Origin of the sequence: Streptococcus sp. HMSC066F10 (assembly GCF_001813805.1) — a bacterium.
In the GTDB taxonomy this organism is placed as follows: domain Bacteria; phylum Bacillota; class Bacilli; order Lactobacillales; family Streptococcaceae; genus Streptococcus; species Streptococcus vaginalis.
This window is the reverse complement of record NZ_KV813991.1, coordinates 1-21,923: the sequence shown is the minus strand read 5'-3', so window position 1 is coordinate 21,923 and position 21,923 is coordinate 1. Positions and strand designations below refer to the sequence as shown.

The window sequence follows — 21,923 nt, the reverse complement described above, 5'->3', positions numbered from 1 at the left end:
GACAGAGGTGGTATGATCTCTGTCTTATTATTTTATCAGCAAATCCAACAAATCCTGATAGGACTGAAAATTATAAGTCGGTTTCGCTTGCGTATGATTACTCAACCTTTTAGGATTATACCAAGCCGTATCAATGCCTGCATTGTTCCCGCCCGTTATGTCTGCTGTCAAAGAATCTCCAATCATTAGAGTTCGATTTTTGTCAAAATTTGGTATTAGCTCTGCTATTTTTTCAAAAAATAGAGCATCGGGTTTTTGCGTGTGGAGTTGCTCAGAGATGAAAATCTGATTAAAATAGGGGGAGATATCCGAACGAGCCAGTCGACCAGTCTGAATGAAGCCGATACCATTGGTAGCAGCGTAAAGTTCATAATCTGCCTCTGTCAAAACATCCAAGAGCTCACTAGCTCCAGTATAGGTCTGACCTTGCTGGGCAATATGTTGCTGGTAATGGAGAGCCAACTCAACACCGTCCTTATCCACACCAAAGTGGTTAAAGAGACGAGAAAAGCGTGTGTTAATCAGCTCAGATTTGGTCAGTTTTTCCTGTTCCAAGTCCCGCCAAAGAGCTTTATTCATAGGAATATAGTAGTCTTTATAAGCCTGAATATCAGCCACACCCTGCTCTTTTAGAAAAGCAGTCAAAGCCAAATCCTCCGCTAAATCAAAATCTAACAAGGTGTGGTCAAGATCGAATAGTAGAAATTTGTAATGCAATTTTGTCGTTTTCCTTTCTAGGGGATACAAACTATTTATAATTATTTGGAAAATATTCTTTTCCCAGCTGCCATAAATATTGGTCTATTTGTTTAAGATTGAATTGCTCTAGTCCGTAATAACTTCTAAAGGTTAGAATTAGATTTTTGAATTGCTGGTAATCCTTTAAATCAGCATTCTTAAACTTTGCAAAATGATCTGTTTTTCTAAAGTACTTCAAGACCTTTTCAACATAACTATCGTATATGGGATACGCTAAAGGATTGTGATGCGAGCAATACTTAGTTGCAAAAGAATAGAATTTTCGCTGCACACCTTCTTTTATGGTTATATTTTGAATTTCATTTACTAGAAAAATATCACCACTCTTTAACCTCTCATCAATGTCAAGTGATAAAATATGTTTTGCTACAGGAAATATTGAAAAAATATTAGTACTATAAAAGTCATTTAGTGTTGCAACCTTTAACAGAATATCTGAAATATCTGTATTTTTCGGTGATAGTTCAAAAAACAAGCGATCTAATGCCGTTTCTTGTAATTTATAGCTTTCAAGGTTAGCCCACTCTTGCAAATACTTTTCAACTTCCATGACAGTTGGTCTAGGCACAAGCATGGTACTTTGCGAAGTCTGTGAAACAGAAAGAGCAGAATCTGTTAAAGAATCATAGGTATGTCTATCGTCATGACGAATGATAATTTCTTCTGTCTCTAGTTTTTTTAATTCATCTAAGATAGCATTGTTAAAATTTGAAGCCACTAATTTTGTTGTATAAGGGAAAAATGATGAAAAGAAAAGCATGATTATAGCAGTCCAGACTGTTTTTTGACTAATTTTCTCCACTACCTGCGATGAAGAGTGAAAGTTTGTCCACATAGCCCCAAGCCAGAAAAAGGACAATCCATAGGCAAAAAAATTAGTTCGGAACTCCCATAGACCTTGTAAATCAAAGGTTTTCGGCTTTTCCAGTTCCAATACCAAAATGGTCATAATAATAGCAATCACCGCATCAATAAAAGCTCCCAAACGCTCTTTACCCATTACTTGACGATTCATTTTTCTCTCCCTTTAAATAGTTCTTTAAAATATGTGACATTATACTACTTTTACAGTTGTAAATCAAAAGCACTAAAAAACGGCTTGGGTCGTTTTTTAGTACTTAACAACTCAATTGGCAGAGAATTTTACGATAAAATTTCTTCTAAATTTGCAATAATTTCCCTTAATTGTTTTTCAAGAATTTCAGGGCTAGCAGTAATGCTCATTAGTAAAGTATTTAAAGATTGCTCAAATTGATTAGGAAGAAGGTTCGCATGTGCTGCTGCATATGATATCATTCTCTTCTCGCCGGGGTGGGTCAATTCATTAACTGCAAAAATTATGTCAAAATAGGATTCTAAAAAGGCTGCAATACGGTGATTGACACTGACAAGGTCTTTTCGTTTTGCTGCTTTTAAAATCTGCGTATCATAGGATGGCAAATGCCCGGTTAACAGACTGAAATTTCGTGAAATGATGTTGTCTTTTAATTTTGGAGGAAAAGGAACGTCAAACCGTTTTTTCAATTTTCCGAACTCTCCATTAGCATCATAAAGAATCTTGCAGGTTTTTAAATTGTGCCAAAAGCAAGTGGTGTAGCCATTTCCTGCTTGGTGCTTTTCGACGACATTTTCAATATCTCGCGCAAAATCACGAATATTCCGATAAAGAATATCAATATCAATGTCATTATTTAAGGTACAGTCGTCTTCCAATTCCCAAAATTGATTGCTTATTTCCATATAAGAACAATATTGGGTCAAAATCAACTTCCGACTGTCTTCATCTGGAATGCTCGTGCAGTAAATATATAAATCATAGTCCGAAGTCTCATCATAAGTTTCTCCGCTACGAGATCCGCCTAAGGCAATCGCTGTCACTTCTGGTAAATTGGAAAATGCTTTCCAAAGTTGTGTAAAAACTGTCATTTTCTCCTCCGATATAAAACTTTTCCTTATTATACATTATATTACTACAAGAAAAAACTCCTAAACTTCAATTTAGGAGCTTTTCATGTCTTACCGCACTTCTGCACCAATCGTTACTTCAAGAGACTTTTGGATTTTTTCCATATAACGAGCTACTTCCTCATCTTCCAGAGTATCCTCTGGATTTTGGAAAGTTAAGGTGTAAGCCATTGATTTCATGCCGAGTCCCAGTTTTTCACCTGAGAAGACGTCAAATAATTTGATATCTGTCAAGCGTTTCATACCAGCAGCCTCAATAGCTGCAACCACCTCTTTGTGACTGATTTCTGCTTTCAGAAGCAGTGCTATATCACGTGTTACAGCTGGGAATTTGGTAATTTCTACAAATAGTTTTGCTGGTTGCATTACTTGTTCAATCGCTGTCAAGTTGATTTCTGCTACATACGTTTCTGGGATATTATAATCCTTAGCAGTTACTGGATGAACTTGACCGACAAAACCAACGACTTGTCCGTCTAGTGAAATAGTCGCTGTACGACCTGGGTGCATACCAGCTAATGCTTGTGTCGCTGTGTACTCTACTTTTAGACCCAGACGGTCAAAAAGTGCTTCCAAAATTCCTTTTGCATAAAAGAAATCAACTGGTACAGCTGGAGTTTGAAAATCCTTTTCAGTAACCAAACCTGTCAAAGCAAAGGCAAAGCTGTTGATTTCAGTTGGCAATTCTTCCTGTGGATTCCCCGTTTGCTCGAAGACTTTTCCGATTTCATACAGAGCCAAATCCTTATTTTTACGTGCTACATTATAGGCAACAGTATCCAAAATGCCAGCTACCATATTTTGACGAAGAACGCTGCGATCTACTGTCATCGGCCACATCAGCTCTGTCAAGTTACTTGGATTAGTGCTAAATTGCACAGCTTTTTCAGGAGTAGTCAAAGCATAGGTGATAACTTCTGTCAATCCAGCACCTTCTGCAACTGTACGAACTTTGCGACGAAGTTTTTGGGTTTCTGTCAATTGACCAGCTGTTCCGTCACCTTTTGGAAGAGTTGCTGGTAATTTATCATAACCATAGATACGCGCAATTTCCTCATAAAGGTCTGCTTCAATGTGAATGTCCCAACGACGGCGTGGTACGCTGACTGTGAATTTCTCTGCATCGCCAGTAAGACCAAAACCAAGGCGACGGAAAACATCTTCAATATCTGTATAAGTTAATTCCGTCCCAAGTACACGATTGACATCTGATAATGTTGAAACAATTTCAACATCTGATGTGTCCACTTGACCCGCTGAGACGATACCGGCTTGTACCGTTGCACCTGCAAGGTCTGCAATCATGCTAGCCGCAGCATCTAGAGCTTCTGTTACTGTCGCTAGGTTAATTCCTTTTTCAAAACGAGAGGATGATTCTGAACGAAGATTGAGACGTCCGCTCGTCTTACGAATGGAAGTTCCGTCAAAAACTGCTGCTTCAAGCACTACACGGCTTGATTGAGAAGAAATTTCCGTTGCAGCTCCACCCATGACACCAGCAAGAGCGACTGGCTTATCTGCTACCGCAATCACAAGATCGCTCATTTCTAATTCGCGCTCTTCGTCATCAAGAGTTACTAATTTTTCGCCCGCACACGCTTCGCGCACTACAATTTGATTGCCCTCAAAAGTATCTAAATCAAAGGCGTGCATTGGTTGTCCAAAGTAAAGTAGAATATAATTTGTCACATCTACTACATTATTGATAGGACGAATCCCTGCATTCATAAGCAGATTTTGAAGCCATTGCGGACTTGGAGCAATGGTTACATTTTCCAAAATACGTGCTGCATAAAAAGGAGCCTTGTCCGTTTCAATCGCAACAGAAAGTTGTTCTCCAGCTTGCTCTTGTGTTTCCAACAACGGAAAATCTTTAAAATGAACCGACTTGTCGTAGATAGCTGCTACCTCATACGCTACTCCACGCATTGAAAGCGCATCTGCACGGTTCGGTGTGATAGAAAGCTCAATAATTTCATCATCCAAGTCAAGATAAGGAAAAACGGAATCCCCCGGTACAGCTTCTTCTGGCAAAATTTGAATACCATCGGAAAATTCTTTTGGAACAACCGAGTCCGAAATGCCTAATTCTCCAAGGGAACAAATCATTCCAAGGGATTCTAACCCACGGATTTTTCCCTTTTTAATCTTGTAATTATCTGCAATACGAGCTCCTGGAAGAGCTACCATAACCTTGATTCCTGCTCGTACATTTGGAGCGCCGCAAACGATTTGTCGAAGCGCTTCTTCTCCAACATTCACTTGACACACATGTAAGTGCGTCTCAGGAACCTCTTCACAGCTGACCACTTCACCAACTACAATTTTTGACAATCCATCAGCAGGAGAGCTAACCCCTTCTACTTCAATCCCTGTCGTTGACATTTTTTCAGCTAATTCTTCACTCAGAACAGTTACGTCAACTAGTTCTTTTAACCATTTATAACTTACTAGCATAATTCATCTATATGAGTGCATAGAAATCTTTGAGAGCTACTGTTTCTTCTCAAAAATTTTGTCTCATATTACTTCCTTTCTTTTTGAGGCTGGGACAAGTGCCCAAGCCAAGTGCTTTTTCGCTTAATTTAATTCTTTCCGAATGAGCCAGTCAATATCAACCGTTTCACCAGTCGCATATTCATGCTCACTAAAACGTTTAAAACTATATTTAAAGTAAAAGTTTTGTGCCTTAAAATTCTTTTCCCAAACACCTAACCAAACCCAGAAAAAGCCACGTTTGACAGCTTCTTGCATAGCAAAATCAAACATTTCCTTGCCAAAACCCTGTCCTTGATGAGATTTCAAAACATAAATCCGATGAACCTCAAAAGCATTCTCCATTGAGTGCTCTGCCTCTACGGGCTCAGTCTGTGCTTGCCCCCAGTTAAATTTGAGCAAACCAACAATCTTTTCTTTCTCATCTAGTGCAAAATAAGTCTCCGACTCTACTTGCGCCAAATCCTTCTGAATCTGCTCAAGGGAGAGTTCATGGGTAAAATAATCTTGCATATCTTCCGCTTTGATATAAGGGCCGAAAGTTTCTTGATAGGTTTGCACTTCCAGTTCTCGTAGAACTTCAGCCTGTTCTTCTTTTACTTTTACTAACATAGCATTTATTTAAATTGTTCTGAAAAACGAACATCACCTTGATAGAAGCCACGAATGTCATTGATACCGTAGCGCAACATAGCCACCCGTTCTTGACCCAGCCCAAAAGCAAAACCAGAATAAACATCAGCATCAATGCCACTCATTTCAAGGACGCGTGGGTGTACCATTCCAGCTCCCATAATTTCAATCCAGCCAGTCTTTTTGCAGACATTGCATCCTTGCCCACCGCATTTAAAGCAAGAAACATCCACCTCAACAGACGGCTCTGTAAATGGGAAATAAGACGGACGCAGACGAATACTGCGGTCTTCTCCAAACATTTTTTGCACAATGAGCTGCAATGTTCCTTGAAGGTCTGCCATAGAAATATTTTTCCCGACAACCAAACCTTCAATTTGATGAAATTGATGAGAATGCGTCGCATCGTCCGTATCCCGTCGGAACACACGCCCTGGCGAAATCATCTTCAAAGGTCCTTTAGAAAAATCATGTGCATCCATCGCTCGAGCTTGAACCGGACTAGTGTGAGTCCGCAGTAAAATTTCTTCTGTAATGTAGAAAGTATCCTGCATATCACGCGCGGGGTGGTCTTTTGGTAAATTCATCCGCTCAAAGTTGTAATAGTCTGTTTCGACTTCAAAACCATCTACGACTTGATAGCCCATGCCGATAAAAATATCTTCAATTTCTTCACTTGTTTGGCTAAGAACATGACGATTCCCAGCAGGAATTTTCCGACCAGGAAGGGTGACATCTACTGACTCATTCGCCAACTGATTGGTAATTTTTTGCTCTTCTAATAGCTTTGCAGATTCTTCAAAAGCAGCAGTCAAAATATCACGCACTTCATTGACATGCTTCCCGATAATCGGACGCATATCGGCAGAGACGTCTTTCATTCCTTTTAAAATCTCTGTTAAAGAGCCTTTTTTCCCAAGAACAGAAACTCGTAGATTTTGCATTTCTTTTTCATTTTCAGTCGAGATTTTTTTCAACGACGCCAGAGTTTCTTCTCTAAGCTTATTTAATTGTTCTTCAATGGTTGACATAATTCCTCCAAATATAAAGACCGCATGCCAAACTCCATAAGCGGAGCGTTGACACGCGGTACCATCCGTTTTTATCTGGTTTCCCAGACCTTAATTCTCAATCCTATTGCAAGTGAATTCACCTAGTTTTCATCTAAAGAGCTCTCAGTCTCTGGCTCTTCTCCCTGTCAAACTTCCCCTAAGCTACTAGTCTTGCGGATTCTTATTTAATTAGTTGATATTATACCAAATTTTATAGGACTTGTAAATAGACCTTGTTTAAAAATGCAATCATACTCGACACACATTATAAACAGTAGTCAATTCTATACTAACTCGCTCAAGTATTCATAGCGCTCATATTTCTCCAAAAGTAAATCGTTTTTGCTATCCAACTCTTTTTGGAGTTCAGCGAGCCGACCGAAGTCCGAAGCATATTCCTGCATTTCCCGCTCAATAGCTGCAATGTCCTCCTCAAGCTTCTCTATATCTCCCTCAATAGACTCCCACTCCTGTTTTTCAAAGTAGCTTAAGCGCTTCTTTTCCTCTCGCACTTTTGCTACTTTTTCCTTTTCCGACTTTTGGTAAATGGCAGAGCTCTCTAGCTCAAACGCCTTTTCATCCAGATAATCAGTATAATTACCGAAATATTCTCTGATAGTTCCCTCTTCAAAGGCTAAAATCTTATCTGCTACTTTATCAAGGAAATACCGATCGTGACTAACAGTCATAACTGGGCAGGCAAAGCTTTGCAAAAAGTTTTCCAGCACCGTTAATGTCGCAATATCTAAGTCATTAGTCGGCTCATCCAACAGCAAAACATTCGGCTTTTCCAACAATAACTTGAGAAGATAGAGCCGCTTTTTCTCTCCTCCGGATAATTTTTCAATCAAAGTTCCATGAGTGGAACGAGGAAAGAGAAATTGTTCCAAGAGTTCGGCAATTGATGTCGTCCCCGCAGATGTCTTAACTTCTTCTGCGACCTCCTGCAAGAAATTGATAACGCGTTTGGACTCATCCAACCCTTCAATTTGCTGTGAGAAATAAGCCACACGAACTGTCTCACCAATGGTCAGTTGACCAGATTGAGGTGCTAATTTCCCAGCAATTAGATTGAGCAAGGTGGATTTTCCAACACCATTATCCCCCACAATCCCAATCCGATCTTTATTTTGAACTAACAAATTGAAATGAGAAAGAATCTTCTTGTCACCATAAGCAAAGCCCACATCTTTAAATTCAATCACTTTCTTCCCAATACGACTGGTCTCGAAATTCATTTCTAAGTCTTTCTGAGTCGCTTGATCAGACAAATCATTTTTCAAATCTTGAAAACGATTGATTCGAGCTTGCTGCTTGGTTGCTCTAGCCTGTGGCTGGCGATGCATCCAGGACAATTCCTGCTTATAAAGCTGTTGTTTTTTATGGAGAAGGGCAGCATCTCGCTCGTCTTGTTCTGCTTTCAAACGGACGTAATCTTGATAATTTCCTTGATATTCAAGCAAATCTCCGCTGTCCAATTCAAAAATCCGCGTCGAAACATGGTCTAAAAAATAACGGTCATGGGTAATGAAGAGAACCGTTTTTTTGGAATTCTTCAAAAAATTCGTCAGCCATTCGATACTATCAATATCCAAATGGTTGGTCGGCTCGTCAAGGAGCAATAAGTCATCGTCTCCTAACAAGACTTGCGCTAATTGCACGCGGCGTCGCAAACCACCTGACAGGTCGCCGACCTTAGCAGATAAGTCGGTCAAACCTAGCTTCGACAAAACCGTCTTAACTTGACTTTCAATTTCCCATGCTTGAAGAGCATCCATTTCAGCCATAATCTTCTCTAAACGAGATTGATTGCTTTCATCATAGTTAGACAGCAATAACTCATACTCACGAATGAGCTGTATTTCTCGCAGATTGCTTGATAAAACCGTATCTAGTACCGTTTTGTCGTCATCAAAGTGCGGTTCTTGGGTTAAGTAGCCAATCTTATAGCCCGATTTAGCTGAAAAAGGATTAACGTCCCCATCGAATCCAGATTTTCCAGACAGAACATTCAAAAGAGTCGTTTTTCCAGTTCCATTAACCCCAATCAAGCCAACCCGATCCAAACCATGAATAATAAAGGAAATGTTTTTAAAAACAGTCTTATCTCCCACCGTTTTAGTCAACTTTTCAACAATAAAGTCACTCATCTTCTCTCCTCTACAAAAGCTAAGATAGCTTCAAGACGGTTGTCCAAGGCACCATTCACAATAGCCGCCTCAATCTCAGTCAAGAGCTGTCCTAAAGCAGGACTCGGCTTAAAGCCAAATTCTTTGATTAACAGACCGCCATTGACGACAATTTCATGTTTATCATGAATCGTTAGTGAATCATAAGTAGAATGAATCTTTTCAAAATCAACAGCTAATCCCTGTGCTTGACGAATTTCTTCTGCTTGTATCATCAGTTCCAGTTCAAAACGATAGCATTCTTCCTTATCCAGAAAATGCCTTTGGCGAATATTATAAATCGTGACAATTTGCTCTATGCGCTTTTGAAATTCATTTGAAGTTTTCCAATGCCTGAGGAATTTTTTAACATTTTTTACTTGAAGAGTCATTAAAAGAGTAGCCCAAGCTTGCTCTGAACTCGTAAATTGAAAATCTGCTTTAACATCAAACATCGTTTCCAACTGAGATTGGCTGCTGCGCATGTCAGGCAAATAGTCTGTTGCACCACTGGCAAGCAGACTTTTCAATCCTTTACGCCAATAAGACGCTGTCAGTAATTTGTCAAATTCAATAAAAATCCGCTCTACAGAAATTTTTTCTAATAACGGAGCACACAGTTTCATAGCATTACATGTGTCTGTATCTAATGAAAAGCCTAAGGATGCCTGAAAACGAAATCCTCGCATAATGCGCAAAGCGTCTTCGTTGAAACGTTCCGAAGGTATTCCTACAGCACGTAAGATCTGATTTTCTAAATCAGCCAACCCTTCAAATAAATCAATCACATTCCCTGCTTCATCCAAAGCCAAAGCATTGATCGTGAAATCGCGCCGTTTTAAATCTTCTTCGAGAGAACGAACAAACGTGACATTGCTCGGTCTGCGATAATCTACATAGATATCCTCTGTCCGAAAAGTCGTCACTTCGTATTCATGATTATCTTCTAAGACTAAAACTGTCCCATGCTCAATACCGACATCAATCGTTCGCTCAAAAATACGTTTGGTTTCTTCTGGATAACTAGAACTCGCAATATCCACATCATGAATCGGTCGATTCAATAAAGCATCGCGGACTGAACCACCGACAAAGTACGCCTCAAAACCGGCATTCTTAATCTTCTTTAATACTGGTAAAGCCTCCTGAAATTCAGAAGGCAGATTTTTTAATCTCATAACAAATATTCCAATCCGTAGACAAGCTCTTTTTTCTTGACCACTTCCTTAATACCTAAATTCACCCCCGTCATGAAAGACTTACGATCGTACGAATCATGACGAAGTGTCAGACCTTCACCTTGACCGCCAAAGATTACTTCTTGATGAGCCACCAATCCTGGTAAACGAACCGAATGAATGCGCATGCCGTCCATTTCTGCACCACGTGCTCCTTGTAATAACTCTTTTTCGTCCATTGCACCTTGATGCTTCTTGGGGCGAACCTTGCTGATCAATTCAGCTGTTTTAATCGCTGTGCCACTCGGCGCATCCTTTTTCTGATCATGATGTAATTCAATGATTTCCACATCTGGAAAATATTTAGCTGCTTGCGTTGCAAATTGCATCAAAAGAACCGCTCCCACAGCAAAATTAGGAGCAATCAAGCCTCCTAGCTCTTTTTGACGAGAAAACTCAACTAAGTCTTTGATTTCATCCGATGTAAATCCAGTCGTTCCGACCACAGGTGCAAAACCATGCTCTAATGCAAAACGAGTATTTTCATACGCCACTTTAGGAGTTGTAAAATCAACCCATACATCCGCTTCTATGCCACTCAAATCTTCTTTCTGATTAAAAACGGGAACACCAGCTACTTCTTTTTCTGGAGTAAGTGGGTCAAGCAATCCAACGAGCTCTAATGCAGGATCTTCTGTCACCATGTTATAAGCAGCTTGTCCCATTTTTCCTTTGAAACCAGCAATAATAACCTTTATACTCATGGAATCCTCCTTAAATAATCGGAATATAGGCTAAGGCAATACTTCCAGCACCCAAGTGAGTTCCAATCACACTACCAAATGTCGCAATCGGAATCTCTCCAGAAACACTATCTTCTAACAATAATTGATGTAAATGTTCTGCTTTTTCCAGTGCATTTCCATGAATAATCATCACTTGGTAATTTCCTTGTGCAGTTTGCTCTTTGACAATCTCAATCAGGCGTTTCGTAGCTTTTTTCTCGGTACGAATCTTTTCATAAACCTCAATGCCGCCCTCGTCATTAAAGTAAAGAATTGGTTTGATACTGAGCAAGTTTCCCAGAATTGCAGCGCCATTCGACAAACGACCGCCTTTCACCAAATGATTTAAGTCATCTACCATGATGAAGCCACCAATTCCCTTGATTTGAACGTCAAGATTGCTCAGAATTTGCTCAAACGCTAACCCTTGTTCAGCCCAGTTTAAAATATGCTCCACCATCATTCCAAGCGGCGCACTTGTGATTTTTGAATCTGGAAAAGCAATTTCTAAACTTGGAAATTCATCTTTCAAATACTGGATATTTTGATAAAAGCCAGAAATGCCGCTCGATAAAAACAGACCAATAACATGAGTATAACCTTGCCCTTCTACTAAAGACAGAGTGTTCACTAAGCTGGCGATACTCGGTTGGCTGGTCTTTGGTAATTCACTAGAGGCTGCCATTTTTTGATAAAATTCGCTAGCAGAAAGATTCTTTCCTTCGATGTACTCAACCCCGTCAATACTAACGGGAATATCTAAGATAAATAAATGCTCATTTTCGATGACTTTGCTATCCAAATATGCTGACGAATCAGTAATTACGGCTAATTTCATGCATTAAAACTCCAAATTGATACCTGGTAAATCCAAGGCGATTTCTGTTACTTCATAGGTCAAACGATTTAATATGGACAAACTTGGACGAGCAAGTTGTTCTACTTCGTCCTGCTCAAATTCACTTAGCTCATTGACAATTTGTCCCATGATATGGTTGACTTGTGAGATTGTTCCACTAATTACAAAAGCATCAAAGACAATCATAAAGTTCACAATTACAACGATAGAAGTTACTTGTCCTTCTTGATCTTGATTTAACAATTGAAAATTGACATCCACTTTTGTTTCTGGGGTTCCGTTTTCTTTTTCCCACTCTAAATTACGTGCGTCATAGTGATATTGACTGACAAATTCTTTTTCGCGTTGTAATTCCATTTCATTTCTCCTCAAAATATGCGTTATTAAAATTATAACATATTTTCCAGCGCCTGACTAATTTTATCAGTATGAAAATCATCTCCTTTCAATGTTTCTTTTAGATTAAAAAAGGAGCTAGAGAATTTTTCTCCAACTCCTAGAACGATGAAACTCATCATTATTTATTCAATGGTTTGCGAAGCGCTCCGAATAACACACCACTTACAATTGCGCCAATCAAGATGAAGATGATATAGAGAAGAGCATTTGAAGTAAGTGCAATAACGAAGATACCTCCGTGTGGTGCCATGAGTTTAATACCAGCCATGCCGACAAGTGCGCCTGCTAAGGCTGAACCAACCATAAAGCTTGGAATGGCACGGGCAGGGTCAGCAGCACCAAATGGAATAGCACCTTCAGTAATGAAGGATAGTCCCATAACAATGTTTGTCAAGCCTGAATTGCGTTCTTCTTCGGTAAATTTATCTTTGAATAAAAGCGTTGCAACAAAGACTGCTAGAGGAGGAACCATACCACCAGCCATAACCGCTGCCATTACAACTGTACCACCTGTTGAAACAGTTGCTGCAAGAGTTCCTGTACCAAAGATATAAGCCGCTTTGTTGAAGGGACCGCCCATATCAATAGCCATCATACCACCTACAACGAGTCCAAGGAGGACAGCTGAACTACCAGATAAGCCTTCTAGGAAACTATTCAAGCCAGTATTGATAGCGGCCATTGGAATATTCACCAACAACATCAAGAAGCCAGTTAGCAAGGTTCCCAACAGTGGATAAAGTAGAATGGACTTGATACCCTCAAGCGACTTTGGAAGACAACTCAAGGCTTTTTTAAGGAAGTTTACAACGTAACCTGCAAGGAAACCACCCACTAGGGCTCCAAGGAAACCAGAAGGTACACCAGCAAGTGCAAGAGTAGCTTTCCCACCTTCTGCAAATGGAATTTTACCAAAAGCAAGACCTGCGGAAGCCATACTACCTGCTACAAAACCTGGCGCTAAACCTGGTTTTTCAGCAATAGAATAAGCGATATAACCAGCAAGTACAGGAAGCATAAAGCCAAAGGCCAAGCCACCAATATTCTTAAACATAGCTGCCAACTCATGATAAGTACCGAGATTTGCCAATTGATCTTTTGGTACTCCCATTGCTTGGTCAATCAAGAATGCCACCGCAATCATGATACCACCGCCAATAACGAATGGAAGCATTTGGCTAACACCACTCATTAAGTGTTTGTAGAAACCGCCTGCTGCATTCGCTGAAGAGGACGCAGCTGCTTTATTGGCTGCATGATATACTTCTGCTTTTCCTGACAATGCCAAGTTAATCAACTCTTCTGTCTTACGAATACCGTCAGCAACTGGGCGGTTAATCAATGGCTTGCCGTCAAATCGATCCATTTCCACAGCTTTATCAGCCGCAATAATAACCGCTTTTGCTTTTTGAATATCTTCTGCGGTCAGTTTGTTTCCGATACCACTAGCACCGTTGGTCTCAACCTTGATACCAACTCCCATTTCATCCGCTACCTTTTGAAGAGCTTCTTGCGCCATATAAGTATGTGCAATTCCCGTTGTACATGCTGTTACCGCAACAAGGAAATCACCATCTTTGGTTGCCGGTGCTACCGTTGTAGGTTCTGCTGCTTTTTCAGACGCTTGGTCAAATAATGCAATCACTTCATCTGGCGAAGTTACTTGACGAAGTTTGTCTGCAAATCCATCTTTCATCAGGTACTGTGACAATTCTGCAAGTGCAGCCAAGTGAGTATCGTTCGCTCCTTCTGGTGCAGCAATCATGAAGAACAAATCTGTCGGTTGCCCGTCTAAACTTTCATAATCCACACCTTTGTTTGATTTTGCAAAAAGAACGGTTGCTTCTTTGACTGCCGCATTTTTACTGTGTGGCATGGCAATCCCGTCGCCCAAGCCTGTTGACGTTAAAGCTTCACGAGCCAAGATTCCTTCTTTGAATGTTTCAAAATCTGTCACATAACCGTGGTCAACTAAACTGTGAATCATTTCATCAATAGCAGCTGTTTTTTCAGTTGCTTGTAAATCAAGCAACATCACATCTTTTCTCAGTAAATCCTGAATTTTCATATTTTTTCTACCTCTACTTTTTCATATGTTTCGTTAATAAAAGCGGCTGTTGCCAAATCATCAGAGAAAGTCGTTGCCGTTCCGCAAGCCACTCCCCATTTGAAGGCTTCAACAGCATTTCCTGAACGAACAAATTCGCCAGTAAAGCCTGCAACCATTGAGTCACCAGCTCCAACAGAATTTTTCACGATTCCCTTGATTGGTTTTGCAAAATAAGCTCCGTCCTTTGTTACCAAAAGCGCTCCATCACCTGCCATAGAAATAATGACATGTTGCGCACCTTTGGCTAGAATTTCACGAGCATATTTCTCAATCTCATCCAGCTTTTCCAGCTTCACTCTGAAAATATCACCAAGTTCATGGTTATTCGGCTTAACCAATAATGGCTGAAACTCTAGTGAATCAATAAGTGTTTGTCCCTCGAAATCACAAACGACTTGTGCTCCAGTTTGCCTCGTCAGACTAATTAACTCTTTATAGACGACATTGCCTAGATTTTTATTGCTTGACCCTGCAAAGACAACTGTATCTTTCTCTGAAAGCCCTGAAAGAATATCTTTTAAGGCTGCCAATTGCTCTGGTGAGACAGTCGGACCCGTTCCATTGATTTCTGTCTCAGCGTCTGCTTTAATCTTAACGTTGATACGCGTATCCTCTGACACTTGGACAAATTTAGTCGCAATCGCTTCATTTTCCAAGGTATCAGTAATAAATTTTCCAGTAAAGCCACCGATAAAGCCAGTCGCTGTATTGTCAATTCCCAAACGTTTGAGCACACGACTGACGTTGATGCCTTTTCCACCAGCAAATTTATCATCGCTCTCCATACGATTCACGCTTCCAACATTGACCTTATCCAAACGGACAATATAGTCAATAGAAGGGTTAAGCGTAACAGTATAAATCATACTTCAATAACCTCCGTTTTTTCTTTTATCTTTTCCAATTGCTCATTGGCGCATGCACTCGTAATAATGCTAGCACGTTTGATAGGGGCGACTTTCACGAAAGAGGAATGACCGATTTTTGAAGCATCAGCTAAGATGTAGGTCTGCTTGGCGTTGTCAAGAATCGCTCGTTTGACTGCTCCTTCTTCCATATCAGGCGTTGTATAGAAATTTTCATCAATTCCATTCATACCAATAAAAGCTTTGTTGAAATTCAACTGACCAATTTGATTCAAAGCAACACCACCAATACTAGCATCTGTTGAGCTTTTGACAACTCCTCCGATAATAACCGTTGGAATGTTTTTCTCAACTAACTTTGTAGCATGGTGAATGGAGTTGGTCACAACCGTCATATGTTTGCTTGAAAGCTCATTGATTAACAATTCATTTGTCGTTCCAGCATCAATAAAAATAACATCCTGTTCTTGTATCAATTCCGCCGCTTTTTGAGCAATTCGTAATTTATCTTGAACGTTTTTGATAGATTTTTCTTGATTGCTTTCTTCCTCTTGAAGAAAATGAATGCTTTCTGCTCCACCGTGAATCCGGCGCAGTTTTCTTTCATCTTCCAATTCGTCTAGATCTCTACGAACTGTTGATTCAGACGTATTTAACAAACGAACTAAGCTATCCAGAGAAACAACTTGATGATGATTGATTTCCTCTAAAATTACCTGTTTGCGTTCTGATTTTAAGATAGACCTCACCTCTTCCTGCAATCGTTTACAGATTTATTATACACCAATTCATTTCAAAGTCAAACATTTTCTTTCAAAAACTATCACTTTTTTAATAAAACAGCAAAATGCAATAAGAAAAGGCTGAAATTCGCATTCAACCTTTTCTTTTCTATACTGTTATACTGTCGCTTTGATTGCTGCTTCAACAGCTACTTTTTCTTTGTCAATCAAATCAATACGAGCGCAAATTTCTTTGATTCCCATACTAATGTTACGGCTAATTGCCAAATCAGATAATTGTGGTTCAAAGAAGGCTTTGTATTCTGCTAAACGTTCATACGTCTTAAAGGTACTTGCTGGATAAATGACAAATTTGTCAAAACTCATATCTCCACCAAGAGCTGCCTTAATCCAATCCCAATTGTCACGCGCCCAGGTCCAGACAGTTCCTTGTGTGAAATCATGTTGTAAGAAAGTAAAATACCAACTCATTGCTAAATCCTGCGGTTTTACAACATCCTTATTTTTCCATTCTTCTAAAAGATGGGTGAGGGTTGTTTCGTCCTTGGTATAAGAAAGAGCCGAAGCCAATTGACGTTGGAAGTTACCGTCAACCGTTGTAATGTAGGTTGCTAGATATTGATCGGTCAATTCCTTTGTCTCATGGTGTTTGATTTGGTTAATCAAAATTTGCAAACGAGTGGCTGCTGGAAGTTTTTCCAAGTTTTCTTGATGCGCTTCAAAGATTTGGCTCGCTTTTTGGCTCGCTTGTTCATCATCAGCTGCAATCATATTTGCCACAACAATTTGACGTACCAATTCATCTTCATCTGTTTCACCGTCTTTCGCTTCAAAGCCAAGTCGGTCAAAGTTATCTTCATTCAGCTTAACGAGTAATTTTTTAAAGGCTGCCTCTGTTTCTGTCCCTTCGTCCACAAAAGTCTTCAAACCATTTAGAACAGCCTTCACAGCAGATACTACAAGATAAGATGTTTCATTGGTTAACTTTTCAACCACTGGAATCAAATCTGCAAATGAAACAAAACCAGCTTCCGCCACCAGACGACGTTCTTGTACTACTTGTAACTTACTTGTATTATCCAAGTCCGTAATAGTTGCTAAAATATTATCCAACAATTCCCCTTGATAATCAGTAATGTAATGCGCCGTATTTTCTGTATTGAAACGAAGTGCTCCTTCATTTTGCGCTGCCAGAGCTGCATAATTTGGAATCTCAAGCGTTTCGGTTTCTAAAGTATCTGGAATACCAGTCCAATTGCTATTCAATGGCACAACCCATAAACGGTCTTTTTCTTCTTTTTCTCCAACAAAGAATTGTTTTTGAGAAATTTTGAGAGTGTCATTTTCCACAACCGCTGTTAAAACTGGATAACCTGGTTGTTCTAACCACGAATCCATAAAGGCTGCCACATCACGTCCTGAAGCTGCACCGAGAACATTCCACAAGTCACGACCAATCGTATTACTGTATTGGTGTTTAGCAAAATAAGTATTCAAACCTTTTGCAAAGGCTTCATCTCCTAACCAACGACGAAGCATGTGCATGAGACGACTTCCTTTAGCATAGACAATTGCTGGGTCAAACAAGGTATTGATTTCGTCTGGATGCTTTACTTCCACATGGACAGATTGAACACCGTCAGTCGCATCCCGTTTTAGAGCCAGAGGAACGCCACTTGTTTGGAAGTCCTCAAAAATGTTCCAAGTCGGCTCAATAGCGTTCACACAGACATATTCCATCATATTGGCAAAACTTTCATTGAGCCAAAGGTCATCCCACCATTTCATTGTAACCAAATTACCAAACCATTGGTGAGCCAATTCGTGAGCAATCACAAGAGCTACTTGCTGACGGCTTGTAACAGTTGAATTTTCATCTACTAAAAGATAAACTTCACGATAAGTGACCAAGCCCCAATTTTCCATAGCTCCTGCAGAAAAGTCTGGCAAAGCTACATGCAGAGATTGAGGAATCGGATATTTTACTCCGTAGTATTCTTCATAAAAATCAATAGAGCGAACTGCAATATCTAAAGCAAATTCCAAATTTGAAGCAGGGTGAGCTTTGGTAGAGTACACGCCGACCAAGGTACCATTCTTCGTTTTTGCTGTAACACCCTGTAAATCACCAGCCGCGAACGCCAAAAGATAAGACGACATGCGAGGAGTCGTTGCAAACTTCCAGATGCCAGTTGCTTTTCGATTTTCTACATCAACTTCTGGCATGTTTGAAAGTGCGATTTCTCCTGCTTCTTGGTCAAATTTCAAAGAAAGGTCAAATGTAGCTTTTGCTTCTGGCTCATCTACACTTGGAAAGGCTTCACGTGCAAAATGACTTTCAAATTGAGTAGAAAGAACTTCTTTTTTGACTCCATCAACAGTATAGTAAGAAGGATAAATCCCTGTCATATTGTCTGTAATTTTACCTGTATAAGTCAGCGTTACTTCAACAACCCCTGCTTGACCAAGCTCAACGTAAACTGCTTCATTTTCATTATCTACAGAGAAAGGACGAGCTTCGCCAGCTACCTCAACGGACTGGATTGTCAAATCCTTCTGATGAAGAGAAATTTTTTCACCTTTTGCTTCTCCGCTAATGCTGACCTTACCTGTGAACGTTTTTTGCTCCCGATTCAAATCTAAAAAAATATCATAATGTTCTGGAACAAATGTTTCAATAAAATGTGCAACTGCTTGCATGTATGTCTCCTTAATAATATAATCTGTAACTATTGTAACATAATTCACGTGTCCTAACACAATTTCTCTATCGTTTTCCTCATTTTGTGATAAAATAGAAATACGTTACTATTTTAAGGAGAAATCATGTCTGAATTTTTTGATATTACGATTGTTGGTGGGGGGCCTGTGGGTCTTTTTGCTGCTTTTTATGCTCACATGCGTCAAGCAAAAGTGAATTTGATTGATTCGCTGCCTCAGCTCGGTGGACAGCCAGCTATTCTCTATCCTGAAAAGAAAATTCTGGATGTTCCTGGTTTTACTAATCTAACAGGTGAGGAATTGATTGAGCGTTTGATTGATCAAGTAAAAACATTTGAAACAAGCATACATCTCAATGAGACTGTATTAGATATTGAAAAAAACGATGAATTATTTACCTTAACAACTAGCAATGGGAAGCACATTTCAAGAGCCATTTTGATTGCTATGGGAGGTGGTGCTTTTAAACCTCGCTCACTTGATTTGGACAATGTAGAACAATTTGAAAACATTCATTATCACGTTTCCAATATCAATCAATACGCTGGACAAAACATTGTGGTTCTAGGAGGTGGTGATTCTGCAGTGGATTGGGCACTTGCTTTTGATAAAATCGCTCCGACACATATCATCCATCGTCGAGACACCTTCCGTGCTTTAGAACACAGTGTCAATGAACTAAAAGCTTCTACTGTCACGATTAAAACACCATTTATCCCAAGTCAACTTATAGGTGAAAGAAACAAACTCACTCATCTTGAAATCACTAAAGTGAAAAGCGATGAAACGGAGCTCTTGCCGCTTGATCAGCTTTTCGTCAATTATGGCTTTAAATCATCTGTTGGAAACTTAAAAAAATGGGGAATAGAACTCAATCGCCACAAGATTATCGTCAATAGCAAACAAGAAACTTCTGTCGCAGGTATCTATGCTGCTGGCGATTGCTGTAGCTATGACGGAAAGATTGATTTGATAGCCACAGGACTAGGCGAAGCTCCTACAGCTATCAACAACGCCATGAATTATATCTATCCCGACCAAAAAATACAGCCAAAACATTCGACCAGTCTTTAAAAAGCAAAAAGAAGCTGGGACAAAAGTCCGACCTCAAATATAAAAAGCGAACAAAACTAGTTTTCTGGTAATCAGAATTCTGCTTTGTTCGCTTTTCGCATTTAATTATAGATTTGAAGGGCTTAATAATTAAGATTTTTAAAAATTGAAATCTTTTTGTCCCAAACTCTTTTATATGTTCTTATTTCACACTATCCATTTTTTCTCGGCAAGCCTTTTCGATGAGGTCAAGTTTTTCAACACTTTCCTTTTCATCTTTACCAATTGAATAGATGTATAGTTTGATTTTAGGTTCGGTCCCTGACGGTCTGAGTGCATACCATGAACCATCTTTAAAGTAATATTTCAAACAGTTTTGTTTTGGAAAATCAAGGTAGCCATCTTTAAAGTCAATCACTTTTTCAAGTTCCATTGCTCCAATTGTTGTCAACGGATGTTCTCTAAATTCTTCCATCATTCGAGCGATTCTCTCTTGACCTTCTACACCTTCTAGCTCAAGCGAAACTTGTCTTTCATTATAGAAGCCAAACTCTGCATAAATATCATTTAAAACATCTAACAAAGTCTTACCTTGTTTTTTAAAGTAAGCAGCCATTTCTACAATCATCATAGAAGCACTAACAGCATCTTTGTCTCTGACAAAAGTTCCATAGCAAAAGCCAATACTTTCTTCATAACCGAACACATACGTTTTTTCTTTAGTACGATCATATTCGTTGGCTTTGCCACAAATATTTTTAAATCCAGTCAGGGTTTCTACTGTTTCAATACCATATTTCTTCGCAATCGCTCTAGATAAATCACCTGTAACAATAGATTTCACCATGACAGGATTTTCAGGTAAATTATTGAGAGCAGAACGTTGTGAGAAAATATAATAAGAAAGCAAAGCACCGATCTTATTTCCGTTTAAAAAGACATAATCACCGTTTGCATTTCTTACTTCCAGCGCAACACGATCGCAGTCTGGGTCATTAGCAATCAAAATATCACAATCATTTTCTTTTCCAAGTTTTTCAGAATAGGCAAATGCTTTTGGAAATTCTGGATTGGGATAACCAACTGTTGTAAAATCTGGATCAGGAAATTCTTGTTCCTTTACGACATAAATATTTTCAAATCCTCTTCTTTTCAGAATTTCTCTGACAGGAATATTTCCTGTACCATTCAAAGGCGTATAGCCAACCTTAATAGATTTATCAACATCTTCATTGATTGTTAAATTGAGAACTTCTTGGTAGTAATCTTCTTCGACAGATGCATCAATATAATTTGCAAGACCACTTTCCAAAGCTTCTTCAAAAGGAATAGATTTGATGTCTTCAAAGTTGACAATTTCATCCATGTGACCTGCAATTTGGCCTGCAATGTCATCTAAAATTTGTGACCCTTCTTCCCAATATGCTTTATAGCCATTGTATTCTTGTGGATTATGACTAGCTGTCACCATCACGCCAGCCTTACAGTGCAATTTTCTAATTGCATACGAGCACATTGGCGTAGGATGAATGCCATTGTAAATATAAGTTTTGATGCCATGAGCAGCCATGATGGAGCAGGTCAATTCAGCAAATTCTTTTGATTTATATCTGACATCATAGCTGATTGCAACGCCTCTTTTAATCGCTTCTTCACCATGGTCTTTCAAGGTTTCAGCCAATGCTTGGGCTGCTTTTCCCACCATGTATTTATTCATACGGTTGGTACCAGCACCCAATTTCCCACGAAGACCAGCGGTCCCAAACTCAAGACCCTTGTAGAATCGATCTTCGATTTCAGCTTCATCATCCTGAATAGACAGCAAATCAGCTTTTGTTTCTTCATCGAAGAAATCATTGTTTAGCCATTGTTCATAAACTTCTTTGTAGTTCATATAACGACTCCTTTTAATATATTATTTCTCAATAATTCCATTCTATACTACCTTTTCATTTTTATCAATCCTTTTCCCAATTTTTCTTTAAAACGCTTGCAGTTTTTTGTTTGAAACAGTTATTTATATGTAAGCCTCACAGATTTTATCTCTCTGTGGGTGATTGTTGATTAGGTAAATTTTAGGCTCTATAATATTTGTAGTGGGTAAACCCCCTATAGATCTTATAGAGCCTATTTTTG

Annotated in this window: 18 protein-coding genes and 1 pseudogene; 1 reads left to right on the top strand and 18 read right to left on the bottom strand. The window is 39.3% G+C overall.

The window, feature by feature from the left end; translation table 11 throughout:
• Positions 1-27: 27 nt before the first annotated feature.
• The 17 genes and pseudogenes from HMPREF2933_RS07250 to HMPREF2933_RS07180 all read right to left on the bottom strand — a co-directional run bounded on the left by HMPREF2933_RS07250 (position 28) and on the right by HMPREF2933_RS07180 (position 18,713).
• A complete protein-coding gene (locus HMPREF2933_RS07250; RefSeq protein ID WP_024052361.1) occupies positions 28-717 on the bottom strand; it encodes a pyrimidine 5'-nucleotidase PynA in 690 nt (229 codons plus the stop codon).
• Between the two features lie 31 nt (positions 718-748).
• Complete coding sequence (locus HMPREF2933_RS10565) at positions 749-1,333, bottom strand: hypothetical protein (protein WP_042754072.1); 585 nt, start codon at positions 1,331-1,333, stop codon at positions 749-751.
• A gap of 114 nt (positions 1,334-1,447) precedes the next feature.
• Positions 1,448-1,759, bottom strand: a pseudogene (locus HMPREF2933_RS10125) (TMEM175 family protein); the annotation flags it as partial.
• 143 nt (positions 1,760-1,902) lie between these two features.
• The gene (locus tag HMPREF2933_RS07240; RefSeq protein ID WP_070241733.1) at positions 1,903-2,685 is read right to left on the bottom strand and encodes a nucleotidyltransferase domain-containing protein; all 783 of its coding nucleotides are present in this window, start codon (positions 2,683-2,685) and stop codon (positions 1,903-1,905) included.
• A 90-nt stretch (positions 2,686-2,775) separates the two neighbouring features.
• On the bottom strand, positions 2,776-5,181 hold the full coding sequence (pheT, locus tag HMPREF2933_RS07235; RefSeq protein ID WP_070241734.1) for a phenylalanine--tRNA ligase subunit beta: 2,406 nt from the start codon (positions 5,179-5,181) through the stop codon (positions 2,776-2,778).
• A 123-nt stretch (positions 5,182-5,304) separates the two neighbouring features.
• Positions 5,305-5,832, bottom strand: a complete 528-nt coding sequence (locus HMPREF2933_RS07230; protein ID WP_024052357.1) for a GNAT family N-acetyltransferase — start codon at positions 5,830-5,832, stop codon at positions 5,305-5,307.
• Between the two features lie 5 nt (positions 5,833-5,837).
• Positions 5,838-6,884, bottom strand: coding sequence for a phenylalanine--tRNA ligase subunit alpha (gene pheS, locus HMPREF2933_RS07225; protein ID WP_024052356.1), 1,047 nt, complete (start codon positions 6,882-6,884; stop codon positions 5,838-5,840).
• A 305-nt stretch (positions 6,885-7,189) separates the two neighbouring features.
• Entirely contained in the window at positions 7,190-9,055 is a 1,866-nt protein-coding gene (locus HMPREF2933_RS07220; protein WP_070672709.1) for an ABC-F family ATP-binding cassette domain-containing protein, read from the bottom strand.
• Positions 9,052-10,251 carry a CCA tRNA nucleotidyltransferase gene (locus HMPREF2933_RS07215; RefSeq protein ID WP_070241739.1) on the bottom strand — a complete coding sequence of 400 codons (1,200 nt, stop codon included), beginning with the start codon at positions 10,249-10,251 and terminating at the stop codon, positions 9,052-9,054. The genes HMPREF2933_RS07220 and HMPREF2933_RS07215 overlap by 4 nt, the downstream gene beginning before the upstream one ends.
• Positions 10,248-11,015: a 4-hydroxy-tetrahydrodipicolinate reductase gene (dapB, locus tag HMPREF2933_RS07210; RefSeq protein ID WP_070241741.1), complete on the bottom strand. Its 768-nt coding sequence runs from the start codon at positions 11,013-11,015 to the stop codon at positions 10,248-10,250. Before dapB ends, HMPREF2933_RS07215 begins: the two co-directional genes overlap by 4 nt.
• Before the next feature lie 10 nt (positions 11,016-11,025).
• A complete protein-coding gene (locus HMPREF2933_RS07205) occupies positions 11,026-11,874 on the bottom strand; it encodes a DegV family protein (protein WP_070241742.1) in 849 nt (282 codons plus the stop codon).
• A 3-nt stretch (positions 11,875-11,877) separates the two neighbouring features.
• Positions 11,878-12,252 carry a DUF1149 family protein gene (locus HMPREF2933_RS07200; protein ID WP_024052351.1) on the bottom strand — a complete coding sequence of 125 codons (375 nt, stop codon included), beginning with the start codon at positions 12,250-12,252 and terminating at the stop codon, positions 11,878-11,880.
• A 32-nt stretch (positions 12,253-12,284) separates the two neighbouring features.
• A complete protein-coding gene (locus tag HMPREF2933_RS10405; RefSeq protein ID WP_024052350.1) occupies positions 12,285-12,413 on the bottom strand; it encodes a hypothetical protein in 129 nt (42 codons plus the stop codon).
• Positions 12,413-14,362, bottom strand: a complete 1,950-nt coding sequence (locus tag HMPREF2933_RS07195; RefSeq protein WP_024052349.1) for a PTS fructose transporter subunit IIABC — start codon at positions 14,360-14,362, stop codon at positions 12,413-12,415. Before HMPREF2933_RS07195 ends, HMPREF2933_RS10405 begins: the two co-directional genes overlap by 1 nt.
• Positions 14,359-15,270, bottom strand: a complete 912-nt coding sequence (gene pfkB, locus HMPREF2933_RS07190) for a 1-phosphofructokinase (RefSeq protein ID WP_022526204.1) — start codon at positions 15,268-15,270, stop codon at positions 14,359-14,361. Before pfkB ends, HMPREF2933_RS07195 begins: the two co-directional genes overlap by 4 nt.
• Positions 15,267-16,010, bottom strand: a complete 744-nt coding sequence (locus HMPREF2933_RS07185; protein ID WP_070241746.1) for a DeoR/GlpR family DNA-binding transcription regulator — start codon at positions 16,008-16,010, stop codon at positions 15,267-15,269. Before HMPREF2933_RS07185 ends, pfkB begins: the two co-directional genes overlap by 4 nt.
• A gap of 159 nt (positions 16,011-16,169) precedes the next feature.
• Positions 16,170-18,713 (bottom strand): M1 family metallopeptidase, encoded by a 2,544-nt coding sequence (locus HMPREF2933_RS07180; protein WP_024052347.1) that lies wholly within the window; start codon positions 18,711-18,713, stop codon positions 16,170-16,172.
• A gap of 126 nt (positions 18,714-18,839) precedes the next feature.
• Between HMPREF2933_RS07180 and HMPREF2933_RS07175 the strand changes: the two genes are divergently transcribed.
• Positions 18,840-19,808, top strand: a complete 969-nt coding sequence (locus HMPREF2933_RS07175) for an NAD(P)/FAD-dependent oxidoreductase (protein WP_024052346.1) — start codon at positions 18,840-18,842, stop codon at positions 19,806-19,808.
• 181 nt (positions 19,809-19,989) lie between these two features.
• Here HMPREF2933_RS07175 and HMPREF2933_RS07170 read toward each other — a convergent pair whose 3' ends face one another.
• Positions 19,990-21,681 carry a phospho-sugar mutase gene (locus HMPREF2933_RS07170; protein ID WP_024052345.1) on the bottom strand — a complete coding sequence of 564 codons (1,692 nt, stop codon included), beginning with the start codon at positions 21,679-21,681 and terminating at the stop codon, positions 19,990-19,992.
• Between the last annotated feature and the right edge of the window lie 242 nt (positions 21,682-21,923).